Raw genomic sequence first — 19,453 nt, forward strand, 5'->3', positions numbered from 1 at the left:
CATGTTCTTGAATTAGGCGGCCAGTTTACGGCGGTTATACAAACCGCCCAACAAACCGGTGAAGCATCCGATGAGTAACCCGCTGACGTGGGCCGCGTTGGCGATTTCGCCGAAGCCGATCATCGAGACCAGCCCGGACAGGCACAGCAGCAACCACACCAGCATCATCACCAGCACGCCGCGCGGCAGGCGATAAGCCGGGTTCGGCGCCAGCAGCTGGAAGATCCAGCAATGCCCGAGCAGGCCATACAGTACGCCGGACAGGCCACCGAACAAGGTCGGGCCGCTGAAATAGTACTGGGCGTAGTTGGACACCAGGCTGAACAGCAGGGTCAGGCCGATCAGGTTGATACTGCCCTGGCGCGACTCGATGCGCCGCCCCAACTCCCAGTACCACATGCCGTTCATCGCCAGGTGCAGGATGCCGAAGTGGACCAGCATCGGCGTGAACAGGCGCCACCACTGCCCCGCCGCCAGGCTGTCGGCCAGCGGTGTGAAGTGGAGGTATTCGCCGACTACGCGAAATTCGAGGAAGGTCAGCCAGCGCATCGTTTCCAGGTTGTCACCGAGCAAGGTGACCGCACCGACGAGGATGCTCAGCAGCAATACCAGTGCTGTGGCCCTGGCGTATTTCAGCTGTTCGACAAAGCCCGGACGCTTGATGGTCTGCGCCACCGGAATGTCCAGTTGCTGGTCGGGATCGCCCGCCGGAAACCGTTCGTACAGTGCGCGCACATCTTCACTGATGTTGTCCGGCACCCACAGCACTTGCTCGCCTGCTTCTTCGCTGACCCGATGGGGCACTTGCATGCGCTTGAGCAAGTTGACGAACCCGCTCAAGTCCACTGCCAGGGGCAGACGCAATACCGCTACAGCACTCATTGCAGCACCTCCGGCCGCTCGACATCGACCCAGACGAATTTATCCGGATCGAGGCGGGTTTCCTGATCCAGTCGATAGGCAACCAGTTTGCCGTAGAGTACTGCGCTGTAATCCAGGCAGGCCAGGTTCGGGCGGATCGGTGCCGGCTTGCCGCTGCGCCAGTAATGGCCGACGAACAACAACGGTTCGTCGATGCCATAGCGCAGCAAGCTGTTCTTTTCAGTGGACGTCAGCGGCGTCCGGGCCACGGGTTCAGGCAACGCGTCCGGCTGGAACACGATGTCGCCGTAGGTTTTCGGATCGTCTTCCCAGAACTTGGTGCGGAAGAACGAACGCACCAGGCCGTCGCCGCTGGTCATGGTCAGGCCATGGGGCAAGCGCATGTCGGTGCCGCGCAACAGGCGATCGAACACGGTGCAGGCAAACGAACCCGACTCCGCCGACGCCTGGAGAAAATGCTCGTCGATACAACCGTTGGGGAACAACGCCCGCAGCGGCTCGATCAGCCCGGCATCCCAGCAGGCGTGGACCACGCGAAAACGCCCGGCATCGACGAACAGTGGCAGCTCATAGAACCATTGCTGGAAATCGTGCCAGTCAGCCGGATGGCCTTCGAACTGGGTCAGGGTTTCGTGCAGCAGGCGGGCATGGCGCGGCGTGTGCTCGCGCACGAACTGCTTGCCGCTGCCGGGCAGCGCCGGCGTGCTCCAGCCCAGCGCATTGAACTCATGGTTGCCCATGATGCACAGCGCCTGACCGGCCTCGACCATGTCGTGGACGATGTGCAGCGCCTCGCGAATCCGCGGGCCGCGGTCGATGATATCGCCGACGAACACCGCCATGCGCGAGGCATGCCGCCAGACGCCACCCTGTTTGTGATAACCGAGTCGGTCGAGCAAGTGCTCCAGGGTCAGGGCGCAACCGTGCACGTCACCGATCAGGTCGTAGCTACGCGCGGGATCGAGCATCAGTCGCCTCCACCCCCCAGCTTGCTGCCCCAGCCGAGCTTGGTCCGGCAGACTTCGTAGTAGTTGTGGTCGAGCGGGTGAATCAGCCGCAGTTTCTGGGCTTTTTTGCTGACGGTAATGGTGTCGCCGGGTGCGCAGGTGAAGTGGTTCTGCCCGTCACACGAGACTTGCGGGTAAATCTGCATATCCTTGGACACGACGATTTTCAGCTCACTGTTGCCATCGACCACTATCGGTCTGCCCGACAAGGTATGGGGGTACATCGGCACAATAACAATAGCGTCGAGCTTGGGGTGCATGATCGGCCCGCCGGCAGACAGCGCGTACGCGGTGGAACCGGTCGGCGTGGCGACGATCAGGCCATCGGCCTTCTGGCTGCAGACGAACTGGCCGTCGATGTACAGCTCGAATTCGATCATTCGCGTGGATTTGCCAGGGTGCAGCACGACGTCGTTCAGGGCATCGCCCTGACCGATCGCCTCACCATGGCGGCGGACTTCGGCCTGCAGCAGGAAGCGGTTTTCCACCAGATAGTGGCCGTCCAGCACTTCGGCGACCTTGGCCTCGAGCTCGTCGGGGCGGATGTCGGTCAGGAACCCCAGGCTGCCCCGGTTGATGCCGAGCACCGGAATATTGTGCTTGGCCAGCGCCCGGGCAGCGCCGAGCAGGCTGCCGTCACCACCGACCACGATGACCATGTCGCAGACTTCGCCGAGCATCTTGCGCGACGAGGTTTGCAGGCCGTGCCCTGGCAGCACTTCGGCGATGGTGTCTTCGAGGATCACGTGCAGGTGACGATCGAGCAGAAACCGTTTCAGTCGGCGGACGGTATCCAGCACCTGGGAACTGCCCAGGCGACCGATGATGCCGATATTGCGAAATTGCTCCATGGGGCTCCTGCGGGGATCTGTGTGGCGGCGAAAACCACGATTATGGGCGAAAGCCGCCCGTAGACAAAATCCTTTCAGCTTCAAGGGTGTGCCCGGGTTTCGGGCTATGCTCGCAAGATGATGCTATTTCCGGATCTGCTCCACCTGCCCCATCAGTTACGCCACCCCGAAGTGCGTGACCTGGCGTGGGTCATCCTCGCCCCGCCCATGCTGGACGACACCCCGTGGCCGCAACGTCACCCGTTGGCCGGCAGCGACTGGGTGCAGGCACCGGACCGGCTGGAGCTGTGGCTGCGACAGCTGGACCGGGACAGTTATGGCTTGCTGCACTGGCTGGCCCAGGCCCGCACCCGCCGCCTGGGCCTGTACTACGAACGCCTCTGGCAATTTGCCGTGCAGCATGCGCCGGGCATTGAGCTGATTGCCGCCAACATGCCGATTCGCCGTGAAGGGCACACCCTGGGTGAGCTGGACATGCTGCTGCGCGACCGCGACGGTGTGCATCACCTGGAACTGGCGATCAAGCTCTACCTCGGTCCGCAATCCGGCGACGGGCACGACACCGCCCAGTGGCTGGGCCCGGGCTGCCACGATCGGCTCGACCGCAAACTGGCGCACCTGAGCCAGCATCAACTGCCGATTTCCGCACGCCCCGAGAGCCGTGAAGTACTGGCGGCGCTGGATATCCAGGCCTTCAGTGCCCATTTGTGGCTGGGGGGTTATTTGCTGTACCCCTGGCCCGGACAGGCCGCCCCGCCGTCGGGTGCCCATCCGCAGCATTTGCGCGGTCGCTGGCTGCATCAAAAGGATTGGCCGGCGTTGGTTGCCCAGAGCGCGCCCGGTCGCTGGCAACCCTTGCCCCGCCATGCCTGGCTGGCACCGGCGCACTATTCGGCGGAGCACACCTGGACCCCTGAACAGATGCGGGCATGGCTCAATGACCTGGACCCGTTGGCGCCGGCACAACTGCTGGTACGCCTGACGGAAAATGCCAATGGCGACTGGGAAGAGGCCGAGCGCCTGTTTCTGGTGGCGGATCTTTGGCCGAATGTGCCGGGACAGGGATGAGTTTTTGTATTGCCTGTGCCGGCCCCTTCGTCGGATCGCCGCCCGGACCAAGCCCGCTCCCACAGGGATTCTCAGCGGATACAAAATCTGTATTCGACCGAGATCAAATGTGTGTGGGCTTGCTCGCGAAGAAGTCACCACGGTCTATCCGGGATGCACGAAGACTGCCCGCCTACAACCGAATCACATGCCCCTCGACAGGTGGGACCTGGCCATGGAACAAGCGGGAAATGACACTTTGAGCGGCCTCGTAACCTCGACTTTCAATGACTTCCAGCAAGGGTTTTTCCCGAGCTGTCACCTGCCGAAAAAACCGCAGCAACCCTTCGCCAATATGCTGGCTGACCCCTTCCGGCCCCCATTCGGCATTGCGCTTGCGGATCTGGATCGGCGCAAAAAAGAACACCGGTTGTGGCCCTTCGATAGCCGTCAACCGTGCCTCATCGGTACTTTGCGCAGAACCGGCGAAGCAGCTGTAGACCAGTTGCCCGGCAAAGTGCCGGTGGACCCGATCACGTAGATCCAGGTCGCCGGAAAAATCCATATACAACGTAGGACGGTCGCCGGCAAGGGTCGCCAACTCGGCATAGGACACCACGCGTTCGTAACACCCGAGGTTTTCGACAAACGCTTTGTTGCCGGCAGATGTCAGCGCCACACGTTCCAGTTGCGGATAGCTCTCCAGACACACGGCCGTGCCGTAGGCGGTCTTGCTGGAAGCGCTGGAGAACACCAGGCGGGTCGCTTCGAAAAACCGATTGTCTTGCAGGAAATCCGCCAGCATCGACGAGGTCAGAAACAACGGCTTGAGCAGAATCTGCAGGTTTTCGGTTTCCGGCCTGTAGTACGCATCCCAACCGCAGCGCGTGTATTGGTTGTACGCCGAGGTCAGCCCTAAACGGTGCCCGGCCCCGTCGTAGAAGCCACGTTCGGTGACCCGTTCCGGGCGCATCCACAGGTGACTGGCCAGCGGAAAGTACCCGTAAAAGCGCTCGCCCACCTCGATGCCGGTCACGGTCGACGCAATGACGTCCGCGAATCCCCAGGCCGGAATATGGCCCCAGCCCTCCTCGCCGGCGGGAAAGAAACCCCAGTAGTTCATTGAATTGCCATACGCCGCGTACGTAATGTTGTTGGTGGTCAGTGCGCAACGATCAATCTTCAGGATCACCTCGCCGGCTGCCGGAACCAGGCTACGTCGCTCCTGCGCTATACGGCTCTGGTCCAGGGCATTTTTGCGGGTAATCAGGCGTGTTACCGTGGTGAAATCCTGCATGTTCGATCTCCTGCTGCGACACGGTGGCGGGTCACACAAGGGTAATGACTGCCGATGAAGAGTGGGTTCGGAAACACCAGGGGCGGCTCGCCCATCCTCAACTCCCGCGCCAAGCCGCTGAAACGACCCAGCCAGGCTCGGGCGATCTTCACCGTCGAGGCGATTTACGAGGCTTTTGTTCGGATTTGGCAGCGCAACGGCTGGTCAAGTCTGACCACCCGGGACGTGGCACTGGAGGCCGGCGTGGCGATTGGCACGCTGTATGACTATTTCCCGAGCAAAAAAGCCCTGCTGTCGGGTTACATCCGGCATCGCCTGGATGTACTGCTGGCTCAACTGGATCAAGACGTCATCCAGGCAAACGACCTCGACTGGCTGGCGCGCATCAAGCGACTGGTGCGCCTGACCTGCGACCCTGACGATCCCCGACAACCGCTGTTCAACCATGCCGTGTCGCTCATCGAGCATCAGATCGCCGAACCCAAGCATCACCGAAGGGTGTACGAGGAACTGTCGCAAAAATGGCGGGAAGCCTTCGCGGCCTGCGGCGATTTGCCGACGCAGCCGTCAGCGCCGACTATTGAAGCCTGGGTCATCATGGCCTGGGGCGGACGTCGCTACTGCATCACGGCACAACCGGCGGCGGAACAAACCGCCGCCTGGCTGTCGGAAATGGAAGCACTGGTGTGCAGCCGATTGGCCAGCGCGTCGCGGGACTGAGCGCTGGCAAACGAACATCAGACTTTCTTGTGCTGCTCGACCCATTGCCCATAGGCATTGATGAAACTTTGCAGGAACGGCTTGACCGACTCGGACAGCTTGCCCGCCTCGTCGAACGCCGAACCGGCATTCCCCAGATAGGCCTCAGGTTGCTGCATCAGCGGCACATTGAGGAACACCATGGATTGACGCAGGTTGTGGTTGGCACCAAACCCGCCGACGGCCCCCGGCGAAACGCTGATAATCGCGCCCGGCTTGCCGTTCCAGGCACTCTTCCCATAAGGACGCGAACCCACGTCAATCGCGTTTTTCAACGGCGCCGGCACCGAGCGGTTGTATTCCGGGGTCACGAACAGCACCGCGTCGGATGAACTCACTTGTTGTCGGAAAGTGCTGTAGGCTGCCGGCGGGGAAGCGCCATCGATGTCTTCGTTGTAGAGCGGCAGGTCGCCAATTTCGACGATGTTGAGCTTGAGATTGGCCGGAGCCAGTTCAGCCAGGGCCCGTGCGACCTTGCGGTTGATCGATTCCTTTCTCAAGCTGCCGACCACGACGGCGACCGAATAGACGTTGCTCATGGGAATGTCTCGACTGTCCGATAGGAAGAGCTTGTAGTTATAGATGACGATTCAAGCAGCGGGCGACTGAAAACGCCGTCCCTGACTATTTTTTTCCTGTAGGAAAACTTACCTCACCCAGGCACGGTCTACAGAGCCGCAAATTGAGTGATTTATCTCCAGAGGTTCTAAGCAGATGGCAGCAGTACTCGTCGGTCAGTTCCATGCAAGAGACGCGGAAGGCCGTATTTATTCGGTGCACGAGTTCCAGGAATCCACCCCGGCGGTAGACGGTTCAGGGCCTGTCACTACCTATAAGCTGGCCATTGGCGACCGTGTCAACAAGGTCGACGACAATGAATTCATGCTGGTGCAAACCGGCGTGACCATTACCCGCGAACCGCAAACCGTCATCGCTTCATAACCCGTCGTTATGAGCAGAAGTCATATGCGCGGACTTGGGGTAGGATTCAGCCACTGACTCCTCCACCTGCTGAACATGGACTTCACGCATGCGCTTACGCCATATCGAAGTGATCCAGGCGCTCCTGCAGACCGGTCACCTGGGCACCGCCGCCGAATGGCTGCAGTTGCCAGTGACCGAAGTCGAGCGCTTGCTGCGCGACGCCGAGGATCAGTTGGGGTTCATGCTGTTCGCCAGCGTTCGCGGACGATTGCAGGCCACCCGCGAAGCGCAGCAACTGCAGGTGGAAATTGCCCGGGTCTACGACGCGCTCGAACCGGTGCAGCGTCTGGCCAACAGCCTCAGGCAATATCTGGCGCCGCCGCTGCGCATCATCTGCACCCCGCCCCTGGCCAACCAATTGTTGCCTCACAGCATCGCGGCCCTGCGCCGACGCCTGCCCGACGCGCCTTGCACACTACTGAGCCAGCCGACCCGCGACATCGTCCGAAGCCTGCTGCTGCGTGAAAGCGATCTGGGCCTGAGCCTGCACGACCCCGATCACGCCGACCTCGATTGCCAGGTGATTGCCCAGGGCAAACTTCAGTTGCTCGCCCCCCATGGCTGGCTGCAACCGAAACAGAAATACATTTCACTGCAGGACCTGGCCGGTCAATCGATGATCGGCCTGGAGGGGCACGACCCGCTGAGCCCGGCACTGGAAAACAAACTGCACGGCTTGCGTCCTGCCCCAGTGATCCAGACCCGGGTGCAGACGCACCAGATGATGCGCAGCATGGTCGAGGCCGGCGAAGGCCTGGCCATCGTCGACCCCTTCACCGCCCTCGGCGCCAAAGCCTCGGGACTGGACAGCTGCCCGCTGGCACCCGCCATCCCGGTCAGCCTCTACGCCCTGTCCCTGAAAAACAACGAAGCGTCTCCGGCGGTTCAGGCCCTGTTGGCCATCGTCACGGAACAAGCCGCGGCGATGCTGACGAACTGAGCGGGTTTTCCAGCGGGTTTTCGAATATTCGATACCAGAACAGCGCCACTTCGGCGGTGTTCGGATCGATGCCGCGATAGCGCAGATGGTCGACCCCGCCGATCACGTAACCGCAGCGTTCGTAGAGCCGGCAGGCCCCCAGGTTGTTGTTCTGTGTTTCGAGCATGATGCCTGGAAGTTTCTTCTTGCGGCTCCAGAACTGCGCCACATCCAGCAGGGCCTTGGCCACGCCGTGCCGCCGGGCCGGCGCATGCACCGCCAGTTCGTCGATATGGGCAAAGCCGTTCCAATTGGTGCTGACCACCAGGTGCCCCACAGGCTGGTCATCCAGATAGGCCATGAAAATCGCGCTGTCGGCGGCATCGCGAAAGCTGCTGAACTCCTCCGGGTCGATGCCGTAGCACTTGCGGTAAGGCGTGATCGGCGTCACCGGCCACTGCGCGACCGGTTTGCCGATTTCGGCCGCACCATAGGCCGCGACTTCAAAACTGAAATCACTGCCCCAGATGTAGGCGGCAAAACCTTCATCGGCAACCCGTACCGACAACCCTGGATAATTCGGATTTATAACCGGCTGCATACTGGGAAAGGTCCTCACTCCTTGATGCAATCGACGGTGTAGCACCGCCCACTGCCCTGATCTTCATGTTGCAATCCGTGCACATCAGCAACGAACCCCGGGAAACTGCTATCGAACGTGCGGGCAAACGCCAGGTAATCGATGATCGAGCGGGTCGACTCGGTAAAGCGCTCACCCGGCATGATCAACGGAATGCCGGGTGGATACGGCACCAGCATCACCGCGGCGATCCGTCCGTCCAGCGCATCGATCGATACGGCTTCGACTTCACCGCGCACCAATTGATCATAGGCGTCTGCCGGTTTCATCGCGACTTCCGGCAGAACGGTGTACATGCGCTTGAGGTGCCTGGCAGTGGCATTGCTGCGATAACAGGCATGCAACTGATCGCACAGATCACGCAGGCCCATGCCCTGATACCGCGCGACATTCTCTTGCGCCACGCAAGGCAGGCAACTGGCCAGACTGACGTTGGCGTCATAGCTGCGCTTGAACTCCAGCAATTCGGTGAGCAGCGTACTCCACTTGCCCTTGGTGATGCCCATGGAGAACAACACCAGGAACGAATACAGCCCGGTCTTCTCAACCACCAGGCCACGCTCCCAAAGGAACTTGCTGACCACCGCCGCCGGAATCCCGCGCTCGCTGAGGGCGCCACCGGCCGTCAGCCCCGGCATCACCAGCGTGACCTTGATCGGGTCGAGCAGCACATAATCCTCGGTCACGCCGCCAAAGCCGTGCCAGTCGGCGTCCGGCTGCAGCAACCAGTCCTCGGTGACGACCCGCTCGATGCCTTCCACCGACGGCGGTTGCCAGATCGAAAACCACCAGTCATCAGCGGCAATGTGCTGGCGCAAGTTAGCCAGCGCCCGGCGAAAGCTCAGGGCTTCGTCGAACATTTCCTGCAGCAGCGAACGCCCGGCCGGCCCCTCCATCATCGCCGAAGCCACATCCAGCGAGGCGATGATGCCGTACTGCGGCGAGGTCGAGATGTGCATCATGAACGCTTCGTTGAAGCGATCCCGGTCCAGTTGCCGCGCGCCGCCATCGCGCACGTGAATCATCGACGCCTGACTGAAGGCCGCCAGCAACTTGTGGGTGGAATGGGTGGTGAACACCAACGGACTGTCTTCATCGCGGGACGTGCCCATGCCGTAGCGCCCGGCAAAAAACTCATGGAACGCCGCATAGGCGTACCAGGCCTCGTCGAAGTGCAATACCTCGACACTATTGCCCAGTTGCTGCCTGATCAGTTCGGCGTTGTAGCAGAGGCCGTCATAGGTCGAATTGGTCACTACGGCCAGCTTGACCTTCGGTGCACGCCCCTTGGTCAGCGGGCTGGCGTCGATCTTGGCCTGGATCGATTCGCGACTGAACTCGCTCAGGGGAATCGGGCCGATGATCCCCAGCTCATTACGCTCCGGACACAAGTACAGCGGGATCGCGCCGGTCATGATGATCGAGTGCAGCACCGACTTGTGGCAATTGCGATCCACCAGCACCAGGTCATCGCGAGCGACCACCGAGTGCCAGACAATCTTGTTGGCGGTGGACGTGCCATTGATCACGAAAAAGGTGTGATCGGCGCCGAAATTACGCGCTGCACGGGCCTCGGCTTCAGCCAGGGGACCGGTGTGATCGAGCAAGGAACCGAGTTCCGGCACCGACACCGAAAGATCCGAGCGCAGGGTGTTTTCCCCGAAAAACTGGTGAAACGCCTGCCCGACCGGACTCTTGTGATACGCCACCCCTCCGCCGTGACCGGGGGTGTGCCACGAGTAATTGGAATCCGCGGTGTGCTGCACCAAGGCCTTGAAGAACGGCGGCAACAGGCCATCGAGGTATTTGCGCGCGGCGCGGGCCACCTGCCGGGCAAGAAAGGGCACGGTGTCTTCAAACAGGTAAAGAATGCCGCGCAACTGGTTGAGCTCGGCCATGGCATCGGCGGGCGCGTTTTCCAGGGTCACTTTTTCGCCCAGGGCAAAGATCGGCAGATCCGGCGCACGCACTCGCGCCAGACCGATCAGTTCGGCCATGTTTTGCAACAAATGCGAATGGGTGCTGGCGTCCTCAGACGCTATCAACATGCAGGACAGGCCATGGTAGGTCGACGCCACCAGTCGTCCTTCGGTGTAGTCCACCGCCGAAACGACGCTGAACCCTTCCTGCTCCAGCTCCCGGGCAATCCCCCGCACGCGGTCACCGGCGACGCTATCGGCCTTGATGTCGCGATGGACAATCAGGACCGGGAATTTCAAATCTTTATACATGAGGCTCAGTGTCCTGAGGCGGCAGACCAGAGCCTGCCAATCACCTCAGGGTAGAGTGTTGCAGCGCAAGTGGCGAGCGAGATGCACCAACTTGTGGCGACTAGAGCGCTTCCCTGTGGCGAGGGGGCTTGCCCCCGTTGGGTCGCGAAGCGCCCCCCAACAATCTTTCGGATAAACCGCAGAGAATGGAATTACGTCTGCTTCGCAGCCGAACGGGGGCAAGCCCCCTCGCCACAAAAGCAGTGTCTGCCAAACAGGGGGTCAGGCCTGCGCCTCAGCCTCAGCCAACTGCACCCACAACGCCGGGGCACCAGCGGATTTGCCGATGATTTCCAGGCGCGCCGCGTGGCGGGCCAGGTCGTCTTCGCTGGCGCGGATGATGCGCGTCGGCTGGCGATCCGCCGGCAAACGACGGATCTCGGTGGCCGAGTTGTCCGCCCCTTCACCGGAGCCATTGCCATCGGAGGCGTTACCGGCCAGGGACAGGCTGGTCTGCCCGCCGGTCATGGTCAGGTAGACGTCGGCGAGAATCTCGGAGTCGAGCAAGGCGCCGTGCAGCTCACGGCCGGAGTTGTCGACGCCATAACGTTTGCACAAGGCGTCGAGACTGTTGCGCTGCCCCGGGTGACGCTCCCGGGCCATCATCAGGGTGTCGAGGATCGTGCAGTGCTGCGTGATGTCCGCGCGATCCTGCTGCCCCATCAGGGCGAATTCGTTGTTGATGAAGCCAACGTCGAACGCCGCGTTATGGATGATCAGCTGCGCGCCCTTGATGAACTCGAAGAACTCTTCGGCCACCTCGGCAAAACGCGGCTTGCCCACGAGGAATTCGTTGGTGATGCCGTGGACACCGATGGCGCCCTCGTCACTTTCGCGATCCGGTTGCAGGTACACGTGAAAGTGCCGGCCCGTCAGGCGTCGGCCGATCAACTCGACACAACCGATTTCGATAATCCGGTGGCCGTCGGTCACCGGCATGCCGGTGGTTTCGGTGTCGAGTACAACGGATCTGGTTGCCATCAGTGCTCAGCTCTCAATCGGTATTCGGGCAAAAGCGGTGATGTTATCACGCTTGCAGAGGCTTTCAGATACACCGAGTCGCCGCCTTCGCGAGCAAGCCCGCTCCCACAAGGGATCTGTGGCGCATGGAGATCAATGTGGGAGCGGGCTTGCTCGCGAAGGCCTCGGCGCGATGCATCGGTAGTACCGGAATCAGCCCTGCTTGTACCCGCGCACTTCGTCGACGCCACGGTTGGCCAACTGGTCGGCCCGTTCGTTGCCGTGATGACCAATGTGCCCGCGTACCCATTTCCAGGTCACCTTGTGGCGGTTGACCTGCTCGTCGAGTAATTTCCACAGGTCGGCGTTTTTCACCGGTTCCTTCGCCGCGGTTTTCCAGCCGCGCTTTTTCCAGTTGTCCATCCACTCGTTGATGCCTTTCATCACGTACTGGGAGTCGGTCACCAGCAGCACCTCACAGGGACGCTTGAGCTCTTCCAGGCCACGGATCGCGCCCATCAGCTCCATGCGGTTGTTGGTGGTATTGGCTTCGCCGCCCCAGAGTTCCTTTTCAACGCCCTTGCACACCAGCAGTGCGCCCCAGCCGCCCGGGCCAGGGTTGCCCTTGCAGGCGCCGTCGGTGAACAGTTCTACGCTATCGCTCATGCCAATCTATCCAGAAAATGCGCTGGCCCGCCGATCGCTGATCGACGACGCCCGAAGCCGGGACAGGCCCGGCCGCAAATGAAAAAGTGTGTTACGGTTCGATGTTGCGACGGTTGACCTTGGCCATCGGCAAGGGAATCAACTTGCCCATCGGCTCGCGCCGCTCCTGACGGACCGGTCGCAGGCCCACCACGATCTTGCGTGCCACCAATAAATAGAAGCCGCCGCCCGACAGTTGCCAGTCACCGGCCTTGCGCTCCCAACCGGCCAGGCGGGTCTGCCACGCCGGTGACGCAAGCGGCGGACGATAGCACCCGAAGCGGCGTTTCTCCAGCGCGAAGCCCAGCAGGTTCAGCCAGTCCGCGACCCGTGACGGCGAAATGCAGCGCGCCTTGCGCAGCCCATCCTGGGCAAACACATGCCGCAGGCCCCAACTGCTCCAGGGATTGATGCCGATGATCAGCAAATGCCCGCCGGGCCGCACGCTGCTTGCCGCCTCGCGCAGCAAACCGTGGGGCGACAGGCAGAAATCCAGGCCATGTTGCAGCACCACCACATCGGCGGCGTGTTCGCTCAGCGGCCAGGCCTGCTCCTCACAGACGATCTCGACCCCCGGCAACGGCGCGCCAAGGCGTACGTTACGCTGCACCTGCGGCGCTGACGGCGGGGTCTGGGCCGACGGACCGTAATGCACCAGATAGCCACCAAAGAACCGCCCGAGTTCGTCTTCGAGCATGCGCCGCTCTTCGTCCAGCAGGAATTGCCCGATCGGACCTTCCAGCCACTCGCGGGCCGCTCTGATCAACGCCAGCCAGTCAGGATCAGCCTGTGCGAACGCTTTATCAGTCATTGCATTCTCCAACGCGCCAGGAAGTTCTAAGATGCGCCATTGTTTTCCGCTTGGCGAATCCGACGATGATACAGATCACAGCCCTGCCCGCCTTCACCGACAACTACATCTGGTTGTTACAAGACCACGGCAGCAAACGCTGCGCGGTCGTCGACCCGGGTGATGCCGCCCCGGTACACGCCTGGCTCACGGCCAATCCGGGTTGGGCCCTGAGTGATATTCTGATCACTCACCACCATCATGACCACGTCGGCGGGGTCGAACAGCTGAAAAAAGCGACGGACGCGAAAGTCTATGGTCCGGCCAGCGAAACGATCCCGGCACGGGAGATTGCGCTCAAGGACAACGACCGCATCAGCGTGCTCGGGCTGGATTTCGACATCTTGGCGGTCCCCGGCCATACCCTGGGGCATATCGCCTATTACCACCACGGCTTGCTGTTCTGCGGCGACACCCTGTTTGCCGCCGGCTGCGGGCGGTTGTTCGAAGGCACGCCCCAGCAAATGTACAGCTCGCTGACACGTCTTGCGGAGTTGCCGGAAGACACGCTGGTCTACTGCACCCACGAATACACCCTGAGCAATCTGAAGTTTGCCGCAGCCGTCGAGCCGAACAATCCGGATACGGCCGAACGCCTGGCCAAAGTCACCCGCCAACGGGAATCCGGGATCATGACGCTGCCGTCGACACTGGCACTGGAAAAGCTCACAAACCCGTTTTTGCGTTCCGCTGAAACATCCGTTAAAGAAAAAGCGGACGAACGGACCGGCACCGATAACTCGGCGCCCGATATGGTTTTTGCTGCGCTTCGAGCGTGGAAAGACACGTTCTAAAGGGGCCCCACAAGGCTGCAACAATTCTGAAAGGTTGACCGCGCAGGGTGCGCTTTCTAGAATCGCCCGACATTTTTGCCCGGAACTTACTTCCAGCCAATGTCGTCACCTATTCGCAAAGCCATCAGTTCAGACGCATTGACCCGCTTGGCTCAAGCCATTGCGGTGGCTGTGTCCGCCACCCTGGCGGGCTGTTCCAGCCATGCGCCGCAGACCGATGCGGCGCACACGCCGAACATCGCCGCGCGCGCCAAGCAGAAGCCGATCTGGCTCAGCGAAAAGCCCAGCCCGCAAATTCCACAGGACGTCTGGGAGCGTATGCGCCAGGGCTTCCAGTTGCAGGACGGGCTGGGTGTCAACCCGCGCATCGAGCAGCAGCGCCTGTGGTTCGCCAGCAATCCGTCTTTCCTCGAAAACGCCGGTGAACGCGGCAGCCTCTACATTCACTACATCGTCGAGCGCCTTGAAGAGCGCAACATGCCGCTGGAACTGGCCCTGCTGCCAGTGATTGAAAGTGCCTACAACCCGATGGCCTACTCCCGGGCCGACGCGGTGGGTCTTTGGCAATTCATCCCGTCCACCGGGCGTTACTTCAACCTGCGCCAGACCCGTTTCTATGATGGCCGTCGCGACATCACCGCGTCGACCACCGCCGCGCTGGATTACCTGACTCGCCTGCACGACATGTTCAACGGCGACTGGATGCTGGCCCTGGCGGCCTACAACGCCGGCGAAGGCACCGTCAGCCGGGCCATCGAGCGCAACGAGCGTCTCGGCCTGCCGACCGACTACTGGAACCTGCCGCTGCCCTCCGAAACCCAGGCCTATGTGCCGAAGTTGCTGGCACTGTCGCAAGTGGTGATGGCGCCTGAAGCCTACGGCGTGAACCTCAACCCGATCGCCAACCAGCCCTATTTCCAGGTCGTCGAAATCAACCAGCGCATGGACCTGTCCAAGGTCGCTGAAGTGGCCAACATCGACGAAGACGAACTGTTCCAGCTCAACCCGGCCTTCAAGCAGCGCACCACCATCGACGGCCCGCAGCACCTGCTGGTGCCGACCTCCAAGGCGCAACTGCTGACCAGCAGCCTGCAGACCATGCGCCCTGAAGAGTTGATCAGCAAGAAATCGCTCAAGCCGGTCTTCGAAGGCGCCGACGACACCCAGGTCGCCAGCGCCAGGCGCTCCTACCGGGTCAAACGGGGTGACAACCTCGGCTCCATCGCCAAGGCCAACAACGTTGACGTGAAGGACCTGCAACGCTGGAACAAACTGACCGGCAAGAACCTCAAGCCCGGCCAGACCCTGGTCATGCAGGACACCAGCAAACGCAGCTCCGGACGCGTCAACACCGTGATTGCCGCCAACTCCAAAAAACAGCAGACCAAGTACAAGGTCCAGCGAGGCGATTCGCTGGCCATCGTGGCCAAGCGCTTCAACGTCGAGATGCAGCACCTCAAGCGCTGGAATCCTCGTGTCGGCCAGGCACTGAAACCCGGCCAGATGTTGACGGTGGCCAATCCGCATTAAAAAGAGCCCCTGATTCCAGGGGCTTTTTTTGTGGCGAGGGGGCTTGCCCCCGCTGGGTTGCGAAGCGACCCTAAAACTGTTTCGCACACTGACAAATCCACCTGTTCAGTCATTTTTTCGCCTGCTTCGCAGTCGAACGGGGGCAAGCCCCCTCGCCACAATTTTCGCGCTCGACAAATCATCACCCAAGCAATTAACCGTGCATTAATCCCCCGTCTTTTTCCTGTCCATACAAGCTGTTACTGTACGGTCCACAAAGCCCAAGCCGCCTGGATCGGATCTCCTATTTGAAGCGTCCCCTGCCCCTGCTCCTGATCAGCCTGGCCTTGAGCTCCACCGCAAGCGCGACGATCAGCGAAAGCCATGGTTATGCGCAGTTCGGCACGCTCAAGTACCCGGCCCGATTTACCCACTTCGACTGGGTCAACCCGCAAGCGCCTAAGGGCGGTACGTTGCGGGTGATGGCGTTTGGCACCTTCGATACGCTCAACCCGTACACCTTCAAGGGCACCAGCCCGGTCACCACACCGAACTTCCTGCAATACGGCATCAACGAACTCAACGAACCGCTGATGGTCGGCACCGGGCAGTACGCGCCTTCGGGTGACGAACCCGCGTCCAGCTATGGCCTGATCGCCCAGTCGGTGGAGTACAGCGAGGACCGCAGTTGGGTGGTGTTCAACCTGCGTCCTGAAGCACGCTTCCATGACGGTACGCCGATTACCGCCTTCGACGTTGCGTTCTCCTATCGCACGCTGCTCAAGGAAGGGCATCCGCTGTACCGCACCAACCTTCAGGAGGTGCTGCGGGTCGACATCCTCAACCCGCAGCGCATCCGTTTCGTGTTCAAGCGTGCCGGCAATCCGCTGCTGATCCTGCGCCTGGGTGAAATGCCGGTGTTGCCACAGCACTACTGGAAGGGCCGTGACTTCAAGGCCACCACGTTCGATCCGCCACTGGGCAGCGGGCCGTATCGCATCACGTCGGTCACGCCAGGACGCCAGATCGTCTTCGAACGGGTCAAGGATTACTGGGGCAAGGACCTGTCGGTCAATCGCGGCAAGTACAACGTCGACCGCATGGAAGTCGAGTTCTACCGCGACAGCGACGTCGCGTTCGAGGCATTCAAGGCCGGTGAGTTCGACATCTATATCGAGCATCAGGCGAAGAACTGGGACACCGGCTACAACTTTCCCGCCATCCGCCGCGGTGACGTGATCAAGGCACAGATTCCCCACCAGATCCCGACCCAGACCCAGGGCCTGTTCATGAACGGCCGCCGGCCGACGTTCTCGGACGCCAGGGTCCGTGAAGCACTGGGGTTGATGTTCAACTTTGAATGGACCAACCGCGCGCTGTTCAGCGGTGCCTACAAACGCGCCATGAGCTATTACCCCAACAGCGAGTTCTCGGCCAGCGGCTTGCCGGTCGGGCATGAGTGGCTGTTGCTCAAGCCCTACCGTGAACAGCTGCCGGCCAGGCTCTTTACCGAGCCGTTCAGCCTGACGCAGACCGATGGCCGCGCGATCCCCCGGGAGACTTTGCGCAAAGCCCTCGGCCTGTTCGCCGAAGCCGGCTGGAAGCTCAATGGCCAGCACCTGCAAAACGCCACAGGCCAACCCTTGCGCCTGGAGTTGTTGCTGGTCAACCCGAACCTGGAACGCATCCTCCAGCCCTACGTCGAAAACCTCGCCAGCATCGGCATCGATGCGCAGCTGCGCACCGTCGATCGCGCGCAATACAAGCAGCGCCTCGACCAGTTCGATTTCGACATGATCCTGATGACCCTCAACCAGACCCTGAGCCCGGGCCTGGAACAATGGCAGTACTTTCACTCCAGCCAGGCCGGGGTCAAGGGCAGCAAGAATTACGCCGGCATTGCCAACCCGGTGGTCGACCATCTGCTCGAACAGTTGCTGGCCGCCCAGACCCGTGACCAGCAAGTCGCCGCCGGCAAGGCCCTTGACCGCGTGCTGCTGTGGCAGCACTACATCGTTCCCAACTGGTACCTCAATTATCACCGTCTGGCGTACCGCAACCGGCTCGCCTTTGTCACCACGCCGCCTTACACCCTGGGCCTGAATGCGTGGTGGCTGAAATCTTCGGAGAAAGATTAATGAACCCCATCCGCACCCTGCTCCTGCAGGCCAGCGGCCTGTTGTTCGCCGGGCTGGCCTGCGCCGCCCCGCAACACGCCGTGACCCTGTACAACGAGCCGCCGAAATACCCGGCCGACTTCAAGCACTTCGACTACGTCAATCCCGACGCGCCCAAGGGCGGGATCTTCCGCCAGGCCGGGTTCGGGGGCTTCGACAGCCTCAACCCGTTCATCAGCAAAGGCGTGCCGGCGGATGATATCGGCATCATCTACGACACCCTGGCCAAGCAAGGCCTGGACGAACCGTTCACCGAGTACGGCCTGATCGCCCGGCTGATCGAGAAAGCCCCGGACAATGGCTGGGTGCGCTTCTACCTGCGCCCCGAAGCTCGCTTCCATGACGGCCATCCGGTACGCGCCGAAGACGTGGTGTTCAGCTTCCAGATGCTGACCAAGGACGGCGCACCGATGTACCGCGGTTACTACAACGACGTGGCCGAAGTGATCGCTGAAGACCCGCTGACCGTGCTGTTCAAGTTCAAGCACACCAACAACCGCGAGCTGCCGCTGATCCTCGGCCAGTTGCCGGTGCTGCCCAAGCATTGGTGGGCCGACCGCGACTTCAACAAGGGCAACCTGGAGATCCCGTTGGGCAGCGGCCCGTACAAGGTCGGCGAAGTGAAGGCCGGGCGCTCGGTGCGCTACGAGCGAGTCAAGGATTACTGGGGCAAGGACCTGCCGGTCAATCGGGGTTTCTATAACTTCGACGTGATGACCACCGATTACTACCGCGACAACACCGTCGCCCTGGAAGCGCTCAAGGCCGGGCAGTTCGATTACTGGCTGGAAATGACCGCGAAGAACTGGGCCAACGCCTACAACATCCCGGCGGTCACCGAAGGCCGACTGGTCAAGGAGCAGATTCCCAACGGCAACCCGACCGGCATGCAAGGCTTCGTGTTCAATCTGCGCCGCCCGGTGTTCCAGGATGTGCGCGTGCGCCAGGCCCTGTCGCTGTTGCTGGATTTCGAATGGACCAACAAGCAACTGTTCAACGGGGCCTATGTGCGTACCCGCAGTTACTTCGAGAACTCGGAAATGGCCGCCACCGGCCTGCCTGACACCGATCAGGTGGCGCTCCTCGAGCCGTTCCGCACCAAGCTGCCACCGCAGGTGTTCAGCGAAGCCTTCCAGAACCCGACCACCGACGGCAGCGGCATGATCCGCGCCCAGCAACGGCAAGCCTATCAACTGCTGCAGGAAGCGGGCTGGCGCATCGTCGATGACAAAATGGTCGACGCCACCGGCAAGCCGGTGGTCATCGAATTCCTGTTGGCCCAGACCGAATTCGAACGGGTGCTGCTGCCGTTCAAGCGCAACCTGAGCGACCTGGGTATCGACCTGGTGATCCGCCGGGTCGACGTCTCGCAGTACATCAACCGCGTGCGCTCCCGGGACTTCGACATGATCGTCGGCAGCTTCCCGCAGTCCAACTCACCGGGTAACGAACAACGGGAATTCTGGATGTCGGCCGCCGCCGACAAACCCGGCAGCCGCAATTCCATGGGGCTCAAGGATCCGGTGGTCGATCAACTGGTCGAGCGCCTGATCAACGCCGATTCGCGCAAAAGCCTGGTGGCCCATGCCCGCGCGCTGGACCGCGTTCTGCAATGGGGCTATTACGTAATACCCAACTGGCACATCAAGACCTGGCGCGTGGCGTACTGGAACCACCTCGGCCACCCGAAGGTCTCGCCCAAGTACGACATCGGCACGGCCACCTGGTGGGTCAAGCCCGACATCAAGCCGGCGATAGAAGTCGAAACCATATTGCAGGCCGATCCTGCGGGCACGGAGTAA

At 61.5% G+C, this 19,453-nt stretch carries 18 protein-coding genes; 8 read left to right on the plus strand and 10 right to left on the minus strand.

Going from position 1 to position 19,453, the window contains the following annotated elements:
• Positions 1–12: 12 nt before the first annotated feature.
• From KW846_RS19625 to KW846_RS19635, 3 genes are read right to left on the minus strand one after another with little or no spacing between them, the layout of a single operon-like run.
• The gene (locus KW846_RS19625) at positions 13–882 is read right to left on the minus strand and encodes a rhomboid family intramembrane serine protease (RefSeq protein WP_218484460.1); all 870 of its coding nucleotides are present in this window, start codon (positions 880–882) and stop codon (positions 13–15) included.
• Complete coding sequence (locus tag KW846_RS19630) at positions 879–1,853, minus strand: metallophosphoesterase (RefSeq protein ID WP_371319497.1); 975 nt, start codon at positions 1,851–1,853, stop codon at positions 879–881. The genes KW846_RS19625 and KW846_RS19630 overlap by 4 nt, the downstream gene beginning before the upstream one ends.
• Positions 1,850–2,740 (minus strand): NAD(+) kinase, encoded by an 891-nt coding sequence (locus KW846_RS19635; RefSeq protein ID WP_007979142.1) that lies wholly within the window; start codon positions 2,738–2,740, stop codon positions 1,850–1,852. Before KW846_RS19635 ends, KW846_RS19630 begins: the two co-directional genes overlap by 4 nt.
• A 117-nt stretch (positions 2,741–2,857) precedes the next feature.
• Between KW846_RS19635 and KW846_RS19640 the strand changes: the two genes are divergently transcribed.
• Entirely contained in the window at positions 2,858–3,808 is a 951-nt protein-coding gene (locus tag KW846_RS19640; RefSeq protein ID WP_218484462.1) for a DUF1853 family protein, read from the plus strand.
• A 172-nt stretch (positions 3,809–3,980) separates the two neighbouring features.
• On the opposite strand, the gene KW846_RS19645 is transcribed toward KW846_RS19640, so the two are convergent.
• Entirely contained in the window at positions 3,981–5,084 is a 1,104-nt protein-coding gene (locus tag KW846_RS19645) for a DUF2855 family protein (protein ID WP_218484463.1), read from the minus strand.
• Between the two features lie 54 nt (positions 5,085–5,138).
• Here KW846_RS19645 and KW846_RS19650 point away from each other — a divergent pair, with 54 nt between their 5' ends.
• Entirely contained in the window at positions 5,139–5,804 is a 666-nt protein-coding gene (locus KW846_RS19650) for a TetR/AcrR family transcriptional regulator (protein WP_218484465.1), read from the plus strand.
• A gap of 17 nt (positions 5,805–5,821) precedes the next feature.
• On the opposite strand, the gene KW846_RS19655 is transcribed toward KW846_RS19650, so the two are convergent.
• Positions 5,822–6,382, minus strand: coding sequence for an NADPH-dependent FMN reductase (locus KW846_RS19655; RefSeq protein WP_007979138.1), 561 nt, complete (start codon positions 6,380–6,382; stop codon positions 5,822–5,824).
• 175 nt (positions 6,383–6,557) lie between these two features.
• Between KW846_RS19655 and KW846_RS19660 the strand changes: the two genes are divergently transcribed.
• On the plus strand, positions 6,558–6,785 hold the full coding sequence (locus KW846_RS19660; protein ID WP_218484467.1) for a hypothetical protein: 228 nt from the start codon (positions 6,558–6,560) through the stop codon (positions 6,783–6,785).
• An 88-nt stretch (positions 6,786–6,873) separates the two neighbouring features.
• Positions 6,874–7,767 (plus strand): LysR family transcriptional regulator, encoded by an 894-nt coding sequence (locus KW846_RS19665; protein WP_218484469.1) that lies wholly within the window; start codon positions 6,874–6,876, stop codon positions 7,765–7,767.
• Here KW846_RS19665 and KW846_RS19670 read toward each other — a convergent pair.
• The 5 genes from KW846_RS19670 to KW846_RS19690 form a co-directional block, all read right to left on the minus strand.
• Positions 7,733–8,347: a GNAT family N-acetyltransferase gene (locus tag KW846_RS19670; protein ID WP_007979127.1), complete on the minus strand. Its 615-nt coding sequence runs from the start codon at positions 8,345–8,347 to the stop codon at positions 7,733–7,735. The two genes, KW846_RS19665 and KW846_RS19670, sit on opposite strands and share 35 nt — an antisense overlap.
• A gap of 14 nt (positions 8,348–8,361) precedes the next feature.
• Positions 8,362–10,617: an arginine/lysine/ornithine decarboxylase gene (locus tag KW846_RS19675; RefSeq protein WP_218484471.1), complete on the minus strand. Its 2,256-nt coding sequence runs from the start codon at positions 10,615–10,617 to the stop codon at positions 8,362–8,364.
• A gap of 261 nt (positions 10,618–10,878) precedes the next feature.
• A complete protein-coding gene (gene dnaQ / locus KW846_RS19680) occupies positions 10,879–11,637 on the minus strand; it encodes a DNA polymerase III subunit epsilon (protein ID WP_007979124.1) in 759 nt (252 codons plus the stop codon).
• A gap of 192 nt (positions 11,638–11,829) precedes the next feature.
• Entirely contained in the window at positions 11,830–12,282 is a 453-nt protein-coding gene (gene rnhA / locus KW846_RS19685) for a ribonuclease HI (protein ID WP_007979123.1), read from the minus strand.
• Between the two features lie 91 nt (positions 12,283–12,373).
• Complete coding sequence (locus KW846_RS19690) at positions 12,374–13,132, minus strand: class I SAM-dependent methyltransferase (RefSeq protein WP_218484474.1); 759 nt, start codon at positions 13,130–13,132, stop codon at positions 12,374–12,376.
• Positions 13,133–13,197: 65 nt separating this feature from the next.
• On the opposite strand from KW846_RS19690, the gene gloB reads away from it, so the two are divergent.
• The 4 genes from gloB (at position 13,198) to KW846_RS19710 (ending at position 19,453) form a co-directional block, all read left to right on the plus strand.
• Complete coding sequence (gene gloB, locus KW846_RS19695; protein ID WP_218484477.1) at positions 13,198–13,965, plus strand: hydroxyacylglutathione hydrolase; 768 nt, start codon at positions 13,198–13,200, stop codon at positions 13,963–13,965.
• Positions 13,966–14,064: 99 nt separating this feature from the next.
• Entirely contained in the window at positions 14,065–15,495 is a 1,431-nt protein-coding gene (locus KW846_RS19700; protein ID WP_218484480.1) for a transglycosylase SLT domain-containing protein, read from the plus strand.
• 299 nt (positions 15,496–15,794) lie between these two features.
• A complete protein-coding gene (locus KW846_RS19705; protein ID WP_371321766.1) occupies positions 15,795–17,612 on the plus strand; it encodes an extracellular solute-binding protein in 1,818 nt (605 codons plus the stop codon).
• The gene (locus tag KW846_RS19710; RefSeq protein ID WP_218484483.1) at positions 17,612–19,453 is read left to right on the plus strand and encodes an extracellular solute-binding protein; all 1,842 of its coding nucleotides are present in this window, start codon (positions 17,612–17,614) and stop codon (positions 19,451–19,453) included. Before KW846_RS19705 ends, KW846_RS19710 begins: the two co-directional genes overlap by 1 nt.

Origin of the sequence: Pseudomonas sp. PDM32 (assembly GCF_019219225.1) — a bacterium.
Classification (GTDB): Bacteria; Pseudomonadota; Gammaproteobacteria; order Pseudomonadales; family Pseudomonadaceae; genus Aquipseudomonas; species Aquipseudomonas laurylsulfatiphila.